Origin of the sequence: Mesorhizobium sp. WSM4904 (genome assembly GCF_029674545.1) — a bacterium.
GTDB lineage: Bacteria > Pseudomonadota > Alphaproteobacteria > Rhizobiales > Rhizobiaceae > Mesorhizobium.
Genome location: NZ_CP121354.1, coordinates 356,826 through 374,872, shown reverse-complemented (window position 1 = coordinate 374,872; position 18,047 = coordinate 356,826). Strand labels below are relative to the sequence as shown.

17 protein-coding genes are annotated in these 18,047 nt (G+C 64.8%); 10 read left to right on the top strand and 7 right to left on the bottom strand.

Annotated features, from left to right (window positions below; all coding sequences use genetic code 11):
- Nucleotide 1: 1 nt before the first annotated feature.
- The 3 genes from guaD (at nt 2) to QAZ47_RS01720 (ending at nt 3,395) form a co-directional block, all read left to right on the top strand.
- Nucleotides 2-1,315: a guanine deaminase gene (gene guaD, locus QAZ47_RS01730; RefSeq protein ID WP_278232289.1), complete on the top strand. Its 1,314-nt coding sequence runs from the start codon at nt 2-4 to the stop codon at nt 1,313-1,315.
- Between the two features lie 75 nt (nt 1,316-1,390).
- Nucleotides 1,391-1,897, top strand: a complete 507-nt coding sequence (locus tag QAZ47_RS01725; RefSeq protein WP_278232288.1) for a heme-degrading domain-containing protein — start codon at nt 1,391-1,393, stop codon at nt 1,895-1,897.
- Between the two features lie 217 nt (nt 1,898-2,114).
- A complete protein-coding gene (locus QAZ47_RS01720; RefSeq protein ID WP_278232287.1) occupies nt 2,115-3,395 on the top strand; it encodes a glycerate kinase in 1,281 nt (426 codons plus the stop codon).
- Between the two features lie 302 nt (nt 3,396-3,697).
- On the opposite strand, the gene QAZ47_RS01715 is transcribed toward QAZ47_RS01720, so the two are convergent.
- The 5 genes from QAZ47_RS01715 to QAZ47_RS01695 form a co-directional block, all read right to left on the bottom strand.
- On the bottom strand, nt 3,698-4,387 hold the full coding sequence (locus QAZ47_RS01715) for a UdgX family uracil-DNA binding protein (protein ID WP_278232286.1): 690 nt from the start codon (nt 4,385-4,387) through the stop codon (nt 3,698-3,700).
- Nucleotides 4,388-4,446: 59 nt separating this feature from the next.
- A complete protein-coding gene (locus QAZ47_RS01710; RefSeq protein ID WP_278232285.1) occupies nt 4,447-5,853 on the bottom strand; it encodes a glutamine synthetase family protein in 1,407 nt (468 codons plus the stop codon).
- Between the two features lie 26 nt (nt 5,854-5,879).
- Entirely contained in the window at nt 5,880-7,256 is a 1,377-nt protein-coding gene (locus QAZ47_RS01705; protein ID WP_278232284.1) for an aspartate aminotransferase family protein, read from the bottom strand.
- A gap of 80 nt (nt 7,257-7,336) precedes the next feature.
- On the bottom strand, nt 7,337-8,311 hold the full coding sequence (locus QAZ47_RS01700) for a WD40 repeat domain-containing protein (protein WP_278205246.1): 975 nt from the start codon (nt 8,309-8,311) through the stop codon (nt 7,337-7,339).
- A 168-nt stretch (nt 8,312-8,479) separates the two neighbouring features.
- The gene (locus QAZ47_RS01695) at nt 8,480-9,520 is read right to left on the bottom strand and encodes a GTP-binding protein (RefSeq protein WP_278205245.1); all 1,041 of its coding nucleotides are present in this window, start codon (nt 9,518-9,520) and stop codon (nt 8,480-8,482) included.
- A gap of 380 nt (nt 9,521-9,900) precedes the next feature.
- Here QAZ47_RS01695 and QAZ47_RS01690 point away from each other — a divergent pair, with 380 nt between their 5' ends.
- A complete protein-coding gene (locus QAZ47_RS01690; RefSeq protein ID WP_278205243.1) occupies nt 9,901-10,371 on the top strand; it encodes a MarR family transcriptional regulator in 471 nt (156 codons plus the stop codon).
- 201 nt (nt 10,372-10,572) lie between these two features.
- Here QAZ47_RS01690 and QAZ47_RS01685 read toward each other — a convergent pair whose 3' ends face one another.
- The gene (locus QAZ47_RS01685; RefSeq protein ID WP_278232283.1) at nt 10,573-11,427 is read right to left on the bottom strand and encodes an AraC family transcriptional regulator; all 855 of its coding nucleotides are present in this window, start codon (nt 11,425-11,427) and stop codon (nt 10,573-10,575) included.
- Between the two features lie 48 nt (nt 11,428-11,475).
- Between QAZ47_RS01685 and QAZ47_RS01680 the strand changes: the two genes are divergently transcribed.
- From QAZ47_RS01680 to QAZ47_RS01660, 5 genes are all read left to right on the top strand, one after another.
- The gene (locus tag QAZ47_RS01680) at nt 11,476-11,883 is read left to right on the top strand and encodes a DUF2000 family protein (protein ID WP_278232282.1); all 408 of its coding nucleotides are present in this window, start codon (nt 11,476-11,478) and stop codon (nt 11,881-11,883) included.
- A 460-nt stretch (nt 11,884-12,343) separates the two neighbouring features.
- Nucleotides 12,344-13,228: a DMT family transporter gene (locus tag QAZ47_RS01675; protein WP_278233750.1), complete on the top strand. Its 885-nt coding sequence runs from the start codon at nt 12,344-12,346 to the stop codon at nt 13,226-13,228.
- Between the two features lie 66 nt (nt 13,229-13,294).
- Nucleotides 13,295-14,317: a LacI family DNA-binding transcriptional regulator gene (locus QAZ47_RS01670; protein ID WP_278075301.1), complete on the top strand. Its 1,023-nt coding sequence runs from the start codon at nt 13,295-13,297 to the stop codon at nt 14,315-14,317.
- A complete protein-coding gene (locus QAZ47_RS01665) occupies nt 14,314-15,297 on the top strand; it encodes a 2-hydroxyacid dehydrogenase (RefSeq protein WP_278205241.1) in 984 nt (327 codons plus the stop codon). The genes QAZ47_RS01670 and QAZ47_RS01665 overlap by 4 nt, the downstream gene beginning before the upstream one ends.
- 137 nt (nt 15,298-15,434) lie before the next feature.
- Complete coding sequence (locus QAZ47_RS01660) at nt 15,435-15,821, top strand: hypothetical protein (protein WP_278205239.1); 387 nt, start codon at nt 15,435-15,437, stop codon at nt 15,819-15,821.
- 23 nt (nt 15,822-15,844) lie between these two features.
- Here QAZ47_RS01660 and QAZ47_RS01655 read toward each other — a convergent pair whose 3' ends face one another.
- Entirely contained in the window at nt 15,845-16,618 is a 774-nt protein-coding gene (locus tag QAZ47_RS01655) for a gamma-glutamyl-gamma-aminobutyrate hydrolase family protein (RefSeq protein WP_278205238.1), read from the bottom strand.
- A gap of 245 nt (nt 16,619-16,863) precedes the next feature.
- Between QAZ47_RS01655 and QAZ47_RS01650 the strand changes: the two genes are divergently transcribed.
- Nucleotides 16,864-17,973, top strand: a complete 1,110-nt coding sequence (locus tag QAZ47_RS01650; protein WP_278205237.1) for a TRAP transporter substrate-binding protein — start codon at nt 16,864-16,866, stop codon at nt 17,971-17,973.
- Nucleotides 17,974-18,047: the final 74 nt, after the last annotated feature.

Sequence of the window (18,047 nt, the reverse complement as noted above, 5' to 3'; positions counted from 1 at the left end):
CATGACATCGAAACTCCTGCGCGGCCGCACGCTCTCTTTCCTGCGCTGGCCCGAAGCGATCGACGACCATTCCGCCTGGCGCTACGAGGAGGATGGCGGGCTGCTGATCGACAGCGGCAGGATCGTTGCCGCCGGTCCCTATGCCGAGGTCGCGAAGCGTGCGGGAGCCGGCGTTGACACGATCGATCATCGTCCGCATCTCGTCCTGCCGGGCTTCATCGACGCCCATGTGCATTTTCCGCAGATGCAGGTCATCGCGTCCTACGGCGCCGAGCTGCTCGACTGGCTGAACAAATACACTTTTCCGGAGGAGACGAAGTTCCGCAACGCGCAGCACGGCCGCCGCATCGCTCGGCTGTTCCTTGACGAGATGCTGCGCCATGGCACGACGACGGTTGCTGCTTATTGCTCGGTGCACAAATCTTCCGCCGAAGCCTTCTTCGCGGAGTCGCATGACCGCAATATGCTCAACATTGCCGGCAAGGTGATGATGGACCGCAATGCGCCGGACGGCGTGCTCGATACCCCACGGACCGGCTACGACGACACCAAGGCGCTGATTGCCGAATGGCACGGCAAGGGTCGCCAGCTCTATGCGATCACGCCGCGCTTCGCCATCACCTCGTCGCCGGAGCAGATGGAGATGGCCGGCGTGCTCTGCCGCGAACATCCCGATCTCCACATGCAGACGCATCTGTCGGAGAACCACGCCGAGATCGCCTTCACCCAGGAGCTTTATCCCCGGTCGCGTGATTACACCGATATCTATGAGCACTACGGCCTGCTGGGGAAAAAGAGTCTGTTCGGTCACTGCATCCACCTGTCGGAACGCGAGGCGGATGCGATGTCGCAGTCGGGCTCGGTGGCGGTGTTCTGCCCGACCTCCAACCTATTCCTCGGCTCCGGCCTGTTCGACTACCAGCGCTATCGCCGGCGCGAGAAGCCGCTCAGGATCGCGGCAGCCACCGATGTCGGCGGCGGCACCAACTATTCCATGCTGCGCACCATGGACGAGGGCTACAAGGTCATTGCGCTGAACGGCGAGAAGCTGAACCCGTTCCAGTCTTACTGGCAATTGACGCGCGGCAATGCCGAGGCGCTGTCTGTCGCCGACAAGATCGGCACGCTGGAAGAAGGCACGGACGCCGACATCGTCGTGCTCGACGCCCACGCCACGCCGGCGATGCGGCTGAGAATGGAGACGGTGGAGACGCTGGCTGAGGAGCTCTTCCTTTTGCAGACGCTGGGCGACGACCGCGCCGTGCGTGAGGTCTATGTGGCGGGCCGGCCGGCGAAGAGCGCGATTGTCGCATAGATTAAATGCGCTCGTCGCTTGACCCCACGTCAGCCATCGGCCAAAGCGTGCGTCGACATTGACAGGGGAAACGCCATGGCTGCCGCCGCCGACATCGCTCTGATCAAGAAACAGGAAGCCACGCTGGTCTTTCCGGCCTTCGACGAGGCCGTGGCCTTCGAGATCGGCTCGGCGATCAGGGCCCGGGCGCTCAAGGAAAACCTGCCGATCATCGTCGACATCAGGACCTTCGACCGGCCGCTGTTCTATGCCGCGATGCCGGGCTCCAACGCCTCCAATCCCGACTGGGCGCGGCGCAAGATCAATGTCGTGAAGCGCTATCTCAGAAGCACCTACCGCATGGTGCTGGAGCAGCAGCGGCCGGACCGCACCTTCAAGGTTGGCGAGGCGCTGGACATTGCCGACTATGTGCTCGCCGGCGGCGGCTTTCCCGTCACGGTCAAGGGCGCCGGCGTCATCGGCGTCATTGCCGTCTCCGGTCTGCCGGAGCGCGAGGACCATGGCGTCGTGGTCGATGCGCTCTGCGCGCATCTTGGCGTCGATCGGAAGCAACTGGCGCTGCCGCCGGAAGAGAAATCGTGACGCCGGCGCCGCCCCTCATCCGCCTGCCCATCCTCCGCAGCAACTGCGCTGCAGCTGCGGAAGGTGGGCCGGCACCTTCTCCCTGTATAGTGACGGGGAGAAGGGAGATTGCCGCAACGCTGGCGACCCCCTCTCCCCGTTCTTCACGGGGAGAGGGTAAGGGTGAGGGGCGGCGCCGGCGTCGGAAAAATCTGCGCAATGCCGATGGCAGCCAAGGATGACAGTGCTCCACCCAAAAACCTTCCTCACGTCGATCTTCAACGCGGCCGTCGCTGCCGCCGACCCGGAAAGGACGATCCGCAACCATTTGCCGGCAAAGCCGAAGGGCCGCACGATCGTCATCGGCGCCGGCAAAGGCTCCGCGCAGATGGCGGCGGCCTTCGAGAAGGTCTGGGATGGTCCGATCGACGGGCTGGTCGTCACCCGCTACGGCTATGGCGCCAAATGCGAGCGCATCGAGATCATCGAGGCGGCGCACCCGGTGCCGGACGCTGCCGGCCTTGAGGCTTCGCGCCGGCTGCTGGAGAAGGTGCGCGGCCTGACGCCCGACGATCTGGTCGTGGCGCTGATTTCGGGCGGCGGCTCGGCGCTGCTGCCGTCGCCCGCCCCTGGCCTGACCTTGGCCGACGAGATCGCCGTCAACGAGGCGCTGCTCGCCTCCGGCGCGCCGATCGCGGCGATGAACACCATCCGCAAGCACGTTTCGACCATCAAGGGCGGCCGCTTGGCCGCCGCCGCTCATCCGGCCAGGGTGGTGTCGCTGGTCGTCTCCGACATCCCCGGCGACAATCCGGCGCTGGTTGCCTCGGGGCCGACCGTTCCCGATACCGGCAGCCGCGAGGATGCACTGGCGTCGATTGCGGCCTACAGCATGAAGCTGCCGGCTTCGGTGATGGCGCACATCCAGTCGCCTGCCGCCGACGCGCCTCGTCCAAACGATCCGCGCTTTGCCGGCAATGAAGTGCATCTGATCGCCTCGGCAGGAGTCTCGCTGGAAGCGGCGGCCGCCGAAGCGAGGCGTCAAGGCATCGAGGCCGTCATCCTTTCGGATTCGATCGAGGGCGAGGCGCGCGAGGTCGGCGGTGTCCATGCCGCGATTGCGCGCGAGGTGGCGACCCGCAACCGGCCTTTCGCCAAGCCGGTGCTGATCCTCTCCGGCGGCGAGACCACGGTCACTTTGCGGGCCCCCATTGACGGCATAAAGGGCAAGGGCGGCCGCAATTCCGAATTCCTGCTCGCCTTCGCCATCGGCATCGATGGCGTGGACGGCATCCATGCTTTGGCCGCCGACACGGACGGCATCGACGGGTCGGAGAACAATGCCGGCGCCTTCGCCGACGGCTCGACGGTTGCGCGCATGCGCGCCGCGGGCGTCGACGCCAAGGCGATGCTTGCCGGCAATAATGCCTGGACGGCATTCAATGCTGTCGAGGATTTGTTTGTGCCGGGTCCGACGGGCACGAATGTGAATGATCTAAGGGCGATACTGGTTAGGTAGCGCGGAGCCCCACAGAGGTCGTCATTCTAGGGCGGAGCAAGGAGCGAAGCGACGCGCGCAGACCCTAGAATCCATTCCGTTACCCTGGCCGAAGGATGCAAACGGCGCAGAATTCTGCACCGTTGCGGCGGCGTCGAAGTCACGGAATGGATCCTCGGGTCTGCGCGCGTCGCTTCGCTCCTTGCTCCGCCCGTGGATGACGAAGCGACGGGCGTTTCGGCCAATCTCCAAGGCCGCGCTAACCCTGTGCAACAGCATTCATGGTATGTCTGCTTGGGGGTCCCGTTAGGGCGCGTAGAACCTCAAGCCGCCATCAGCTGCTTCACCTTCCGCATATCCTTCAAAAACCGCTCGCGCTCGGCAGCCTTGTCCTCCGGTTCGCGAATGCGCAGGATAAGCGAAGGGTGGATGGTGATGAAGACGCGCAGCCCGTCACTGCGCTCGATCACGTCGCCGCGGCTCTTCAAGACCGGCACCGCCTTGCCGAGCAGCGACTGCGCCGCTGTCGCGCCAAGCGCCACCGCAAGGTTCGGCTTGATGAAATCGAGCTCCTTGTCCAGCCACCAGCGGCAGGCCTGGATCTCGCCGGCATTGGGTTTCGAATGGATGCGCCGCTTGCCGCGCGGCTCGAACTTGAAGTGTTTCACGGCGTTGGTCACATAGACCTTGCGGCGGTCGACTTCGGCATCGTCCAGGATGCTGTCGAATATTCTGCCGGCCGGGCCGACGAACGGCTTGCCGGCCAGATCCTCCTGATCGCCGGGCTGTTCGCCGACGAAGATCACATCCGCGGTTTCCGGTCCTTCGCCGAACACGGTCTGCGTAGCGTCATGCCAAAGCGGGCAGCGACGGCAGGCTTTTGCCGCTTCGCGCGCCTCGCCGATGGAGGCGGCATCTTCCCCGAGTGCCGGCTCTGCCTCGGACGCATGGATGCGCCTGGCCGTGCGCCTCGCTTCGCGCTGCAAGGCCGTTGTTGACGGTGTTGTCGCCATGGTTCTGTCTCGCCCGCTTCAACCTTGAAATGGGCGAGCCTGGCGATGGTTCCCGATCCTCACACCTCGTGCAGGTAGAGGTGGTAATCCAGCTCGCTGACGGTGCGAGCCACGCGCAGATATTCCGCCTGCTTGATCGCCACGAAGGTCCGATGCAGGTCGGGGCCGAGCGCCGATTTCAGGAAGCTGGATGCCCGTGCAGCCTCGATCGCGGCGCGCCAGTCCGCCGGCATGATCGACGCATCCGTTGCCTGCTCATAACCGTTGCCGGTCGTCTCCGGGCCGGGATCCAGGCCCTCGTCGAGGCCTTTGACGATGCCGGCCAGCACCGTCGCCGCCACCAGATAGGGGTTGGCGTCGACGCCGGACGGACGATGCTCGATGCGGCGGTTCTTGGCGTCGCCCGCCGGCACGCGCAGCGCCACGGAACGGTTGTTGACGCCCCAGCTCGGCGCCACCGGCGCATAGGATTGCGAGACGAAGCGCCGCCACGAATTGGCATGCGGCGCAAACACCAGCATCGATTCCGCCATGGTGTGGATAAGCCCGCCAAGCGCGTTGAGCAGCTTTGGCGACCATTTCTCGCCGGCAGATTCGGTGAAGACGTTTTTGCCGGCGTCGTCCTGCAGCGAGACGTGGAAATGCATGCCCGAGCCGGCATAAGTCTCGATCGGTTTCGCCATGAAACAGGCGGTGACGCCGTGCCTGCGCGCCTGCCCCCTCACCAGCCGCTTCAGCATGACCAGGTCGTCCGCCGCCCGCATAACGTCCTTGCGGTAGTTGAGCGTCAGTTCGTACTGGCCGGGCGCATATTCGGAAATCACCGTCTCGGCCGGAATGCCTTGCTCTCTGGCGGCGGCGTAGATGTCGGAAAACAGCGGCTCCATGCCATGCAGATGGTCGACTGAATAGACTTCCGTCTTGGCCGAGCGGCGGCCATCGAGCACCGCGCGCGCCGCCTGCACCTTGCCGTCGGCGTCGCGCTCATTGGCGAGGAGGAAAAATTCCAGCTCGAAGGCGCCCGCCGGATGCAGGCCTCTGGCCGCCAGCATCTCCACCTGCCTTGCCAGCACCAGGCGCGGGTCGCTGGACATCGGCTGGCCGTCGAGATGGTACATCGCCATCAGCACCTGGCCCCGTGGCGGCTTGGTGCCGTAGAGCGGCACCAGCGTGCCGGGGATCGGCCATGCCCTGAGGTCGCCGTCGCCTGTGTCCCAGATCAGCCCGGTGTCGTGGACGTCCTCGCCGGTGATGTCGAGGCCGAGTATCGAGATCGGCATGTGCCGGCCGCCCTCGAAAATGCTCATCAGCTCGTGCCGCCGCACGATCTTGCCGCGGCCGATGCCGTTGGCATCGGTGAGCACGATGTCGAAGGCCTCGATGTCGGGATGGGCATCGAGAAAGGCTTTCGCCTCGGCGGGCGTCGAGCCGGAAGGCGAGGTCGCAACGGTGTTCGGATTGTCCATGGCCGCCAATCTTCCAACTGCTTGTCTCACGCCGTGAGCCTTGCCGCAACCGCGGCGAAGGCTGCGATCAGCCGGCTCACCTGCGCGGACGTCGTCGCCGGCGAGATCAGCATCATGTTGTGGAACGGCGCGATCAGCACGCCGCGATTGACCAGCGCGACATGGATGGCGGCCTCGAGCTCCGGCGCATGCGCTTTCTCCGCTGCACTGCCATTTCTGAGCGGGCCGGGCGCGCAGATGAACTCGACCCGGGCACCGACCCGCGCGACGTGCCACGGCAAATGATAGCGGTCGATGACGGCGGTGAGCCCGGCGTCGAGGCGGCGCGCCAGCCGGTCCATATGGGCACAAGCCTCCTCGGTCATCACCTCTTCCAGCGTCGCCCGCATCGCCGCGAATTGCAGCGGGTTGGCCGACAGCGTCGTGCCCATGCCGGAATAGCCGGGCTCCTTGGTCCGGTTGTAGGCGGCGTAGCGGGTGGCGACCTCATCGCTCATGCCCCAGATGCTGGCCGGAACGCCGCCGGCCACCGGCTTGCCGAGCACGAAAAGGTCCGGCTCCAACCCGTGCTTCTTCGTATAGCCGCCGGGGCCGGTGGAAATGGTGTGCGTCTCGTCGATCAAAAGCAGCGTGCCGGCGGCGCGGGTGAGGCGCCGCAGCGCGTCGTGGAAGCCGGGCTCCGGCAGCACCATGCAGGAATTGGTCAGCACCGGCTCGGTGATCACGCAGGCGACGTCCCGATCCGCCAGCGCCCCTTCCAGCGCCGCGACATCGTTGAACTCGACGATCTTTGTCGCCCGGGTCAGGTCGCGGAATTCGCCGGCCAGCCCCGGCCGGTTGACAGGCTTGCCGTCGATCAGCCGCACCATCGTCTCGTCGACCGAGCCGTGATAGCAGCCGTTGAAGACCAGGATCTTTTCGCGTCCCGTAACCGCGCGGGCGACGCGCAGCGCGAAGCGGTTGGCGTCGGTGGCGGTGGTCGCGATCTGCCAGTAAGGCAGGCCGAAGCGCTGCTGCAGGAGCGGACCGATGGCCAGCGCATCCTCGCTGGGCAGCATGTAGGTGAGTCCGCGCCCGGCCTGCCGGCGGATGGCGCGGGCAACCGCCGGCGGCGAATGCCCGAGCATCGAGCCGGTGTCGCCAAGGCAGAAATCGTCGAGCTTGTTGCCGTCGACGTCGGTGATCGTGGCGCCTTTCGCGCCGTCGACCAGGATCGGGAACGGCGTCGGCCAATCGGTCATCCAGTGCATCGGCACGCCGCCGAGGAAGCCGGCGATACCGTTGCCCACCTTGGCTTCCGATTTCGGCCGCGCCTTGCGGAAGGCGGCCGCTTCCGCCTCGCGCAATTCGGCGATGCGGGCGACAGCTATGCCGCCGATGGAAGTCCGGTCGATTGAATGCATGAGCCCCCCTTAGGCAGTAGGCAGTAGGCAGTAGGCAGTAGGCAGTAGGCAGTAGGGCTCTCTTTCTACTGCCCATTCCCTTACGCAGTGATATCGATGACGCCGCAATCGCCTGCAGCGCTTCCGAACACGATGCGGCGCTCCTCCTTGTCCCACATCATCGAGGTGATGGCGCCTTTGCCCGGGCGGCGCAGCAGCACCTCCTTGGCGTCGGCGAAGCGCGCCGCTATCACCATGCCGTCCTCATAGCCGATGGCCGTGACCTCTTGGCTCGGATGGCAGGCAACGCAGGTCACCATGGTGTTGCCGCGCGTGCCGAGCTCCAGCGGCGCCTTGCCCATCGGGCCGTCCTTGCTCGCGAATGGCCACACGATCGCCGCCGGCGCGCCCGAGCTCGCCAGCCATTTGCCCTTCACGCTCCAGGACAGGCTCTTCACCTTGCCGGGATAGCCGCTCATGCGCATGTGCTTGCCGTCGGCAAGCTTCCAGCCATGCAGCGCGTTCTCCTGCATGGTGGTGATGACGAAGGCGCCGTCCGGCGAAAAGCTGATGCCGGTATGGGCGCCGGCCCATTCGAGCTCCACCGGCTTGCCCTCGGCGGCCGGGAAATGCAGCGTCGCGCCATTGTAGCGGGCGACGCCGAAGCGCATGCCTTTCGGCGAGAAGGCCAGGCCTTCCACCGAGCGCGGATGGGCGAATTCCTTGACCTTGCCGTCGGCAAAGCGCGCGAACGCGCTCTTGCCGGAGGCAAAGGCGATCGCGCCCTGTGGACCGGCGGCGACGCTGGTGATCCACTTTTTGCCGGCGCTGGCGAGCTCGCTCGCCTCGCCGCCTGCCTTGACGGCAAACACCTTGCCGTCCTCGCCACCGGTGATCAGCCGGTCGTTGGCCGCGTCGTGGAACGCTGCGAGCAGCCCGTCATTGGCCTGCGTCGTCTTGTGCCCATTGTCCAACCGGTGGATCGTCCCGTCGGCAAGCGCGAAATGCGGCACGTCGTTGAGGAAGACGGCGGCGACGCAATGGCTTTCGAGATCAAGCGGGGCGACTGTGGGCATGCGAGACATTATCCAAGTTGGCGCTGCCCCTCACCCTTACCCTCTCCCCGTGAAGAACGGGGAGAGGGGATCGCCTGCGTTGCAGCGCGTCCCTTCTCCCCGTTCTTTACGGGGAGAAGGTGCCGGCAGGCGGATGAGGGGCAGCGCTAACGTTGCAAAGTTAAGAAATCAAGCCGCCTGGCAGGCCTCAAAGCTCTTCCTGAGCCGCTCGGCGTCGAGATCGCGGCCGATGAACACCAGCCGGCTCTCGTGCTTCTCGCCGTCCTTCCAGGCGCGCTGATGGTCGCCTTCGAGGATCATGTGCACGCCTTGCAGCACATAGCGGTCGTCGTCGCCCTTGAGCGCGATGATGCCCTTTAGCCTGAGGATGTTCGGCCCTTCCATCTGCGTCACCTTCTCGATCCAGGGGAAGAACTTCTTCGGGTCCATCTCGCCGCCGCGCAGCGACACCGACTTGACCGTCACGTCGTGGATATCCGAAGCATGGTCGTGATGGTGATGATCGTGCCCGTCATGATCGTGGTGATGGTGGTCGTGGTCATGATCGTGATCGTGCGCCTCGAGGAAATGCGGATCGTTCTCCAGCGCGCGGGACAGGTCGAAGGCGCCGCGATCGAGCACTTCGCCCAGCGCCACCCCGGCGCGCTCCGTGCGATGGATCCTGGCTGCCGGATTGATGGCGCGGATCGTCGCCTCGACTTTTTCCAGCTCTTCGGGCGTGACGAGATCGGTCTTGTTCAGCACCACCACGTCTGCGAAGGCGATCTGGTCCTCGGCCTCCTTGGAGTCCTTCAGCCGCAGCGGCAGGTGCTTGGCGTCGACCAGCGCCACCACCGCGTCGAGCTTGGTCTTGGAGCGTACGTCGTCATCCATGAAGAAGGTCTGCGCCACCGGCACCGGATCGGCGAGGCCCGTGGTCTCGACCACGATGGCGTCGAAGCGGCCGGGCCGGCGCATCAGGCCTTCGACGACGCGGATCAGGTCGCCGCGCACCGTGCAGCACACGCAGCCATTGTTCATCTCATAGATTTCCTCGTCGGATTCGACGATCAGGTCGTTGTCGATGCCGATCTCGCCGAACTCGTTGACGATGACGGCGTAACGCCTGCCGTGGTTCTCCGACAGGATGCGGTTGAGCAGCGTCGTCTTGCCCGCGCCGAGATAGCCGGTGAGAACGGTTACGGGGATCTGCGTCTGTGCATCGCTCATGGCTCGCCTCGAAAATCTGTGTCCTGAAGAATTTGTCGGCCTCATATAGGGTGTGAACCACGCTTTTGCACGCGCCAAACCAATGGGCCAGCCGATCCGCCGATCGAAGCCGGCGCCGCGGACGGAATGGCGGCGATCAAGTTGGCCAAATAGGCAGCCGCACGGGCGTCACCTCGACCCCGCGGGCTTTCCACCGTGAATCTCGCCGGTTCGAAAGTCGTTTGTCATCTAACTGAAATAAACATCTGGCATCACCTGCGCGGGCACCGCAATGCTTGCCGGCAAAGCGTTCTGCAAGCCGGACTCTTGAAATCGTCATTTGCCGGCCGCCGGACAGCCTTTATGCTGACCGCACCGGTTCGGCCGAAGAGGGAATGACCATGGCCAAGGCGGACAAAACAGCGACAATGAGCCGGCTGCATTCGGCGGCGCGGCTGGCGCGAACAGCGCTCGCGGCACGGCTTCTGGCACACGGCTTCTACGCCGGCCAGGACCAGATCATGCTGGCGCTCGACCGCGAGGACGGCCAGACCCCGGGCAATCTCGCCGGCAGGCTGGGTGTGCGCCCGCCGACCATCACCAAGACCATCAACCGGCTGCAGGCGCAGGGTTTTCTCGAAAAGCGCGCCTCCAACGCCGATGCCCGCCAGGCCCATATCTTTTTGACCGATAGCGGCCGCGAGACCATCCGCGCCATCGAGAAGTCGGTCAAGAAGACCGAGAAGCAGGCGCTGAAGGGCCTCGACAAGAAGGATCAGAAGGCGCTGTTCAAGTTGCTCGCCCGCATCGAGGCCAACCTGTCGAACGAAGATCTGGTCCTCATCGACGACGACGCCGAACTGGATGATTGACGACCGACGCGCAGGCGCGACGCGTCAGCGTCGTCGCTTCAGGCACCGCGCCAATGTTGCCCGGCAGGCGTGACGCGCAGCGTCATCGCTCCACACACCGGCTTAGCATTGTAAGCGCGACACGCAGCGTCGTCGCTCCACGCACCACCCATCGGCGGCTTAAAGGGCGACGACGCTGCGCGTCGCGCCTGAGCGACGACGCTAACGCGTCGCGCTTACCAGTGCCGCCCAGCGCCCGGGCGTCAGCCCGAATGCCTTCTTGAAATGCCGGTTGAAATGGCTCTGGTCGCTGAAGCCGGCGCCGGCCGCGATTTCGGCCAGTGGTTCCCCCGCCTCGATCATGCGCCGTGCCCGCTGCAGCCGGCGCATCAAAAGGAAACGATGCGGGCTGGTCGAGTAGGTCGCACGGAAATGGCGTGACAGGGCGTAGCGGTCGAGGCCGGTGATCGCCTCCAGCTCGTCTGAGCGCACCGGTCGCTCCATGTTCTCCTCGAGATAGTCGCGCGCCAGCGTGGCGGCGCGCCGTGCCGTCTTTCCCATCGGTTTTGCCGGCTGTCCGGCATGACGTTTCAATTGCTGCGCCAGCTGCGCGATGAAGTCCGCCACGAACAGGTCGTCGAGTTCCTCAGTGAGCGGCGCCAGAGCCGACAGCAGCGTGCCGCGCAGCCGAGGATCGCTCACCACGGCATCCCGTACGAAAGGCAGCGGCGCGCCACCCAGGCAATCGAGCAGCAGCGACGGCTCCAGATAGAGGATCCGGTAGCGCAAGCCGTCCTCGGTGCCCGCGCCGCCGTCGTGCAATTCGTCGGGGTGCAGCACGATCACCTGGCCGGGCAGGCTGTGCCGCACGGCGCCGCGATAGTGGAAGCGCTGCACGCCGTCGAGCGTCACACCGATGGCATAGGTATCGTGGCGGTGCAGTTCGAAGGCATTGCCGTGAAAGCGCGCCTCGATGCGCTCGAGGCCGGCGGCGCCCGGCGCCGAAACGATCCGGTCGTCCGCCGCGCACGAACGTTCAAGACCTTCCAGCGCCTCACCGCCTAGACCGTGCGCCATCGCCTTCATCCACGCCCGTCAGGGGTCTTCTTTCGGAGAGACATTTTGGTGTTCGACACGAAATTTGCAATCGTGCTCAAGGAAGACCTCGCCGTCTGGCAGAAGCTCAACGTGACCGCGTTCCTGACCAGCGGCATCGTCGCGCAATTCCCTGAGATCATCGGCGAGCCTTATCGCGATCGCGCCGGCAATCTCTTCAATCCGCTCTCGATCCAGCCCGTCATCGTGCTGTCGGCGGACGGGCCGACGCTCGCCGCGATCCATCGCCGGGCCTTGGAGCGCGGCGTGACGACATCTGCCTATGTCGAGGAGATGTTCTCGACCGGCCATGACGTGGCCAACCGTGCCGTCTTCGCCGAATTCGCGCCCGACGACGCCAAGATGGTCGGCATCGCGCTGCGCGCCGAAAAGAAGCTGGTCGACAAGATCACCAAGGGCGCCCGCATGCAGGGCTGACATTCCGGAAAGGGGGTTGGGCATGCTCCTTCGCCCGAAGGACTACTGGGAACGCTTGGAGTTAGCCGCGGCCTCCCAGCTTCGTCATCCTTGGGCGTAGCGCCGCGGAGCGGAGCGAAGACCCAAGGATCCATTCCGTGACCTTCGCCGAAGGGCGCGGCGGAGCAGAATTCTACACCGTCGCAACGCTTCGCAGTCACGGAATGGATTCTATGGTCTGCGCCGCGTCGCTTCGCTCCTTGCTCCGCCATAGAATGACGACTGCGAGGTGCTCTCAGGCCAAATCGCCAAGGGGGATGCGCCCTAGGCCTGTCCAAAGCGCTTGTTGGGCCAGTCGCTTTTGGCTTGCTGGCCAGCGGCGATTGCCGCAAAAGGGTGGCGTCTACTTTCCCCCGGCCCGACTTTGAACGTTCCCAAAAACAACGACGACAGCGCAACGCCGCCTGCGGCGATGCTCTTGATGCTTTGCGTCTATGTCTGCTTCACCTTTCTCGACACCTCGAGCAAATATCTGGTGCTCGCCGGCGTCTCGGCGCTGATCGTCGCCTGGACCCGCTTCACCGTCCATGTCCTGCTGGTCGGTCTCTTTTTGCGCGGCTGGCGCGAGCCCTGGCGCTTCCGCGCCAACAACCTGCCCGCGCACATTCTGCGCGGATGCCTGCTTTTCGGCTCGACCATGTTCAACATCCTGGCGCTCAGGACCCTGCAGCTCGCCGAAACCACCTCGATCTATTTCTTCGGCCCGATGGTGATCACCGCTTTGGCCGGGCCGCTGCTCGGCGAATGGGCGGGCTGGCGGCGCTGGCTGGCGATCCTCACCGGCTTCGTCGGCGTTTTGATCATCACCCGGCCCGGCGTCGGCGTGTTCGGCATCGGTCATCTCTTCGCGCTCGGCTCGATGCTGTCGAACTCCTTCTACGTCATCATGACCCGGCGCATGTCGTCGACGGAGACGTCCGAAAGCCTGATCCTGTTCTCGGCGCTGGCACCGGCGGTGCTGCTCCTGCCGATGCTGCCCTTCTCATTATCGCTGCCGCAGGACGGCTGGCACTGGGCGATTCTGCTGATGCTGGGTGTTTTCGGCGCCGGCGGGCATTGGCTGCTGGTCCAGGCCTATCGCTTGGCGACGACCACGGCACTGGCGCCATACCCTTATTCGCAGATGGTGTGGATGATCATTTCCGGCTGGCTGATCTTCCACCAGTTTCCCGACCGCTGGACGCTGCTCGGGGCCGCCATCATCGTCGCCAGCGGTCTCTACATCATCCACCGCGAGCACAGGCTGCGGCTGCGCAATTCCGCCTTGCTGGACACCGAGGCCGAGACCTTGGCGAAAAAACTTTGAATTGCCCTTGAACGATGGCATAAGGCCGAATTTAAACAATTTAAAGACCCTGGGGAGCGAAGGGCACTGGCACAGAAGATCAAGCTTTCGACGATCGCGGATGCGCTTGGCGTGTCCACGGCAACGGTATCGCTGGCGCTGCGCGACAGCCCGCTGGTCGCAGGCTCCACGCGCGAGCGCATCAAGGAGCATGCCCGCGCCATCGGCTATATCTACAATCGCCGCGCCGCGTCTCTGCGCACCTCGCGCTCCGGCATTGTCGGCGTCGTCGTGCATGACATCATGAACCCGTTCTTCGCCGAGATCCTGCGCTCGATCGAGAGCGAGCTCGACCGCAGCCGCCAGACCTTCATCCTGTCCAACCATTACGATCAGCTCGAAAAGCAGCGCACCTTCATCGACACGCTGCTGCAGTTGGGCGCCGACGGCGTCATCATGTCGCCGGCCATCGGCACGCCGGCCGAGGACATCATCATGGCCGAGGAGAACGGCCTGCCTGCGGTGCTGATCGCGCGTACCGTCGCCGGAGCCGATGTGCCGGTCTTCCGCGGCGACGATGCCTATGGCACGGCGCTCGCCACCAACCACCTGATCTCGCTCGGCCACAAGCGCATCGCCATGATCGGCGGCACCGACCAGACCTCGACCGGCCGCGACCGCTACCAGGGCTATCTCAACGCCATGGAAGCGGCCGGGCTGGAGGTGAGGCCGTCCTGGCGCATTCCCGGGCCGCGCACCAAGCAGGCCGGATTCGAGGCCGCAGGACAATTTTTGGCGCTGAAAGACAAGCCGACCGCCGCCTGCTGCTGGAATGATCTCGTTGCCATCGGACTGATGAACGGTATTGCGCGGGCTGGGCTCGTGCCGGGCGTCGACATCTCGGTCACCGGCTATGACGATCTCGAGGAGGCGGCAATCGCAACTCCGGCATTGACAACGGTCTGGAATGGCCAGCGCGAGGTCGGCCGCCGCGCCGCCAGCGCGCTGCTCGACAAGCTGAACGGGCAAGCCGTTCGGCCGTCCCAGGAACTGATCAAGCCGGAGCTGCACGTGCGCCAGTCCACCGGCAAGCCGGTGGAGCGTCAATGACAAAGACGGAAGCGGAGTTTCCGGTCGCCATTCTGGTGCCGGGCCATTTCAACGATCATGCGATAGGCCGCATCGACAAGGCGTTTCGGCGCGTGCGGATCGAGCGTGCCGATCCGGCACTCGTCACCGGCGAGATGCGTGAGGCCGTGCGTGGCATCGCCTCCTTCGGCGGCATCAGCGCGGCTATGATCGACGCGCTGCCAAATCTCGAAATCATCGCCAATTTCGGCGTCGGCTATGATTCGGTCGATGCCGATCACGCGGCCAGGCGCGGCGTCATGGTCACCAACACGCCGGACGTGCTGACCGAGGAGGTCGCCGACACCACGGTCGGTCTGTTGATCAACACCGTGCGCGAACTGTACGCCGCCGAGAAATGGCTGCGCGACGGCGACTGGGTGAGGAAGGGCAATTATCGCTTGAGCCGGCTCACCTTGCGCGGCCGCCGCGTCGGCATCTTCGGCATGGGCCGCATCGGCCTTGCCGTTGCTCATCGCCTGGAAGCCTTCGGCATGCCGATCGCCTACCACAACCGACGCAAGGTCGAGGGCCTGTCCTACGAATACCATGCGACGCTGAAGGGTCTAGCCGAGGCGGTCGATACGCTGATCTGCGTGGCGCCGGGCGGTGCGGCCACGGAAAAGGCCATCAATGCCGAAATCCTGTCGGCGCTGGGTCCGAACGGCGTCTTCGTCAATATCGGCCGCGGCAGCACGGTGGACGAGGCGGCTCTTGCCGCCGCTCTCGAGAGTGGCGCCATCGCAGCCGCCGGGCTCGATGTCTTTGCCGACGAACCGAATGTGCCGAAGGCGCTGCTCGATGCGCCAAACGCCTCGCTTCTGCCGCATGTCGGCTCAGCGTCGGACCATACCCGCCGGGCCATGGCCGATCTCTGCGTCGACAATCTGGTCTCATGGTTCGGCGAGCGCCGGCCGCTGACCCCGGTGCCGGAGACGGTCAACGTCAAGCCGCGCGCCTGATCGGCCACATTTATTAACGCCTGCTTAACCCTTTGGAATCATTGTGCATACTCAGTTATGCATGTCGCGCGAGGTCGAGGGCGACGACATACATCGACCAGAGGCAAGCGCGGCGCGCTTTGGTGCGGAGAGGCAGAGTGAAGCTGTTGGCCGGATTGGTTGCGTCGGTTGCGTTGTTCGGGGGCGTGCAGCTCCTGCATGGTGATGATGGCCAAAGCGCGGCCATCGAGCCGGCCGCATCAAGCACCTACAGATTGACGGCCAATGGCGATGAAGCGGCATGCGCCGTCCAACGCGGCGCCGAGGTGTCGGACGGCCTGTCCCAGCTAAGCGTTGCTCCGGACTGCCGCGCGCTGATGCCCGGCATCGAGCGGGTGAAATTCTGGCGCGAGCAGGCGGACGGCACGGTCGCCTTCAGCGAGAACGGCATCGATCCGGTCGTCACGTTCAGCGTCGCCGATGGCGACGGCTACGAATCTTACGCGCCGGCCGCGCCGCTGCTGGCGCTGGACAACGACGAATAACGGGCAGGATTCCAGAGGCGGGCTTACTCCGCCGCCGCGCGCGCCCCGGCTTTCGCAGCCGCATGCAGGCGCACGGCATCGCCGAAAGCACGGAAGATCTTCGCCGAGTTGCTGTCCGACTTCACCCAATATTCGGGGTGCCACTGAACGCCGACCGCGAAGGCGCGGGCATCCTTGACCGAGACGGCCTCGATCGTGCCGTCGGCAGCGAGCGCCTCGACTTGCAGCCTGGTGCCGAGCCGGTCGATCGCCTGACGATGCAGCGAATTGACCTTGATGTCGCCGGCGCCGAACACTCCGGCGAGGCAGCTTCCGGGCTTGATCGAGATTTTCTGGTGGATGATGAAACGCTCGTCCTGATTGTCGCTCACCGGCGCGCGATGGTCGAGGGATCCCTCGCGCTCCTGGATCTCCGTGGCCAAAGTGCCGCCCAGCGCCACGTTCAGTTCCTGGATGCCGCGGCAGATGGCAAGCAGCGGTACGCCGCGCTCGATCGCCTTGCGGATCAGCGGCAGGGTCGTGGCGTCGCGCGCCGGATCGTAGGGGCCGTTGGCCTCGCTGGGATCACCGCCATAGAGCGAGGGATGCACGTTGGACTTCGATCCCGTCACCATGACGCCGTCGACCGAGGACAGCAGCTCGTCGAGATCGAGCCGGTCGCCGAAGGACGGCACCAGCACCGGGAACACAGCGGCGCCGGTGACCGCCGCCTCGAGATATTGCTGCGGCGCGGCATGCCAGGTGTAGTTGTCGAACTGGCGGACATCGGTCGAGACGGCAACGAGCGGCTGCTGCATTTTTGATACGGGTTCCATCGAGGGCTAACGAATTATTCTGCCTACAAAATAGGCGATCCGACGGCATTTTGCCATGGCAAGTTTCGTCTCTCCGGATGGGCCAAGGCGCTTGGCGTTAGACTATAGTTGCACGTTGCCCACGATGCTGGACTCGACATCTTGCCCGTGTATTGTTTCGCGCAGCCGACCCGGGCAGCGACGATGTCCGAATGTCGGTCTGTTGATCCAAAACGGGAGGAAACTGCATGGATCGTCGTTCATTCATCCGCAAGGCCGGTGCGTCCGGTGTCGGCGCCGCGGCGGCGGCCGCGGCGCTTGCCGCGCCGGCGATCGCCCAATCCAATCCGAAAGTGACGTGGCGGCTGGCATCGTCCTTCCCGAAATCGCTCGACACGATCTATGGCGGCGCCGAAGTCTTTTCCAAGATGCTGTCGGAAGCGACCGACGGCAATTTCCAGGTCCAGGTCTTCGCCTCGGGCGAGCTGGTGCCCGGCCTGCAGGCCGCCGACGCCACCACGGCCGGCACCGTCGAGGCCTGCCACACGGTGGCATATTATTACTGGGGCAAGGACCCGACCTGGGCGCTGGGCGCCGCGGTGCCGTTCTCGCTCAACGCGCGCGGCATGAATGCCTGGCATTATCATGGCGGCGGCATCGACCTGTTCAACGAATTCCTGGCCACGCAAGGGTTGTTCGGCCTGCCGGGCGGCAACACCGGCGTGCAGATGGGCGGCTGGTTCCGCAAGCAGATCAACACGGTCGCCGATCTTTCCGGCCTCAAGATGCGCATCGGCGGCTTCGCCGGCAAGGTGGTGCAGAAGCTCGGCGTCGTGCCGCAGCAGATCGCCGGCGGCGACATCTATCCGGCGCTGGAAAAGGGCACGATCGACGCCGCCGAATGGGTCGGCCCTTATGACGACGAGAAGCTCGGCTTCTACAAGGTCGCGCCTTATTACTATTATCCCGGCTGGTGGGAAGGCGGTCCGACCGTGCATCTGATGTTCAACAAGGCCAAATACGAGGAATTGTCGCCGGCCTACAAGTCGCTGGTGCACACGGCCGCGCAAGCTGCCGACGCCAACATGCTGCAGAAATACGACTACCTCAATCCGGCCGCGGTGAAGCGGCTGGTCGCGGGCGGCGCCAAGCTGGCGCCTTTCAGCCAGGAGATCATGGCGGCTTGCTTCGAAAAGGCCAACGAAGTCTACGCCGAAATGGAAGCCAACAACGCGCCGTTCAAGAAGATCTGGGAATCGATCAAGGGCTTCCGCAAGGAGCACTATCTCTGGGCCCAGGTCGCCGAATACAACTACGACACCTTCATGATGGTGCAGCAGCGCAACGGCAAGCTGTAAGCGAGGCCCTCCTTCTCCCCTTGTGGGAGAAGGTGGATCGGCGCGCAGCGCCGAGACGGATGAGGGGTGTTGGC

Coding starts and splice junctions, on each gene's coding strand:
- guaD (WP_278232289.1), top strand. CDS start 2: ATGACATCGAAACTCCTGCGCGGCCGCACGCTCTCTTTCCTGCGCTGG.
- QAZ47_RS01725 (WP_278232288.1), top strand. CDS start 1,391: ATGGCTGCCGCCGCCGACATCGCTCTGATCAAGAAACAGGAAGCCACG.
- QAZ47_RS01720 (WP_278232287.1), top strand. CDS start 2,115: ATGACAGTGCTCCACCCAAAAACCTTCCTCACGTCGATCTTCAACGCG.
- QAZ47_RS01715 (WP_278232286.1), bottom strand. CDS start 4,387: ATGGCGACAACACCGTCAACAACGGCCTTGCAGCGCGAAGCGAGGCGC.
- QAZ47_RS01710 (WP_278232285.1), bottom strand. CDS start 5,853: ATGGACAATCCGAACACCGTTGCGACCTCGCCTTCCGGCTCGACGCCC.
- QAZ47_RS01705 (WP_278232284.1), bottom strand. CDS start 7,256: ATGCATTCAATCGACCGGACTTCCATCGGCGGCATAGCTGTCGCCCGC.
- QAZ47_RS01700 (WP_278205246.1), bottom strand. CDS start 8,311: ATGCCCACAGTCGCCCCGCTTGATCTCGAAAGCCATTGCGTCGCCGCC.
- QAZ47_RS01695 (WP_278205245.1), bottom strand. CDS start 9,520: ATGAGCGATGCACAGACGCAGATCCCCGTAACCGTTCTCACCGGCTAT.
- QAZ47_RS01690 (WP_278205243.1), top strand. CDS start 9,901: ATGGCCAAGGCGGACAAAACAGCGACAATGAGCCGGCTGCATTCGGCG.
- QAZ47_RS01685 (WP_278232283.1), bottom strand. CDS start 11,427: ATGGCGCACGGTCTAGGCGGTGAGGCGCTGGAAGGTCTTGAACGTTCG.
- QAZ47_RS01675 (WP_278233750.1), top strand. CDS start 12,344: ATGCTTTGCGTCTATGTCTGCTTCACCTTTCTCGACACCTCGAGCAAA.
- QAZ47_RS01665 (WP_278205241.1), top strand. CDS start 14,314: ATGACAAAGACGGAAGCGGAGTTTCCGGTCGCCATTCTGGTGCCGGGC.
- QAZ47_RS01655 (WP_278205238.1), bottom strand. CDS start 16,618: ATGCAGCAGCCGCTCGTTGCCGTCTCGACCGATGTCCGCCAGTTCGAC.
- QAZ47_RS01650 (WP_278205237.1), top strand. CDS start 16,864: ATGGATCGTCGTTCATTCATCCGCAAGGCCGGTGCGTCCGGTGTCGGC.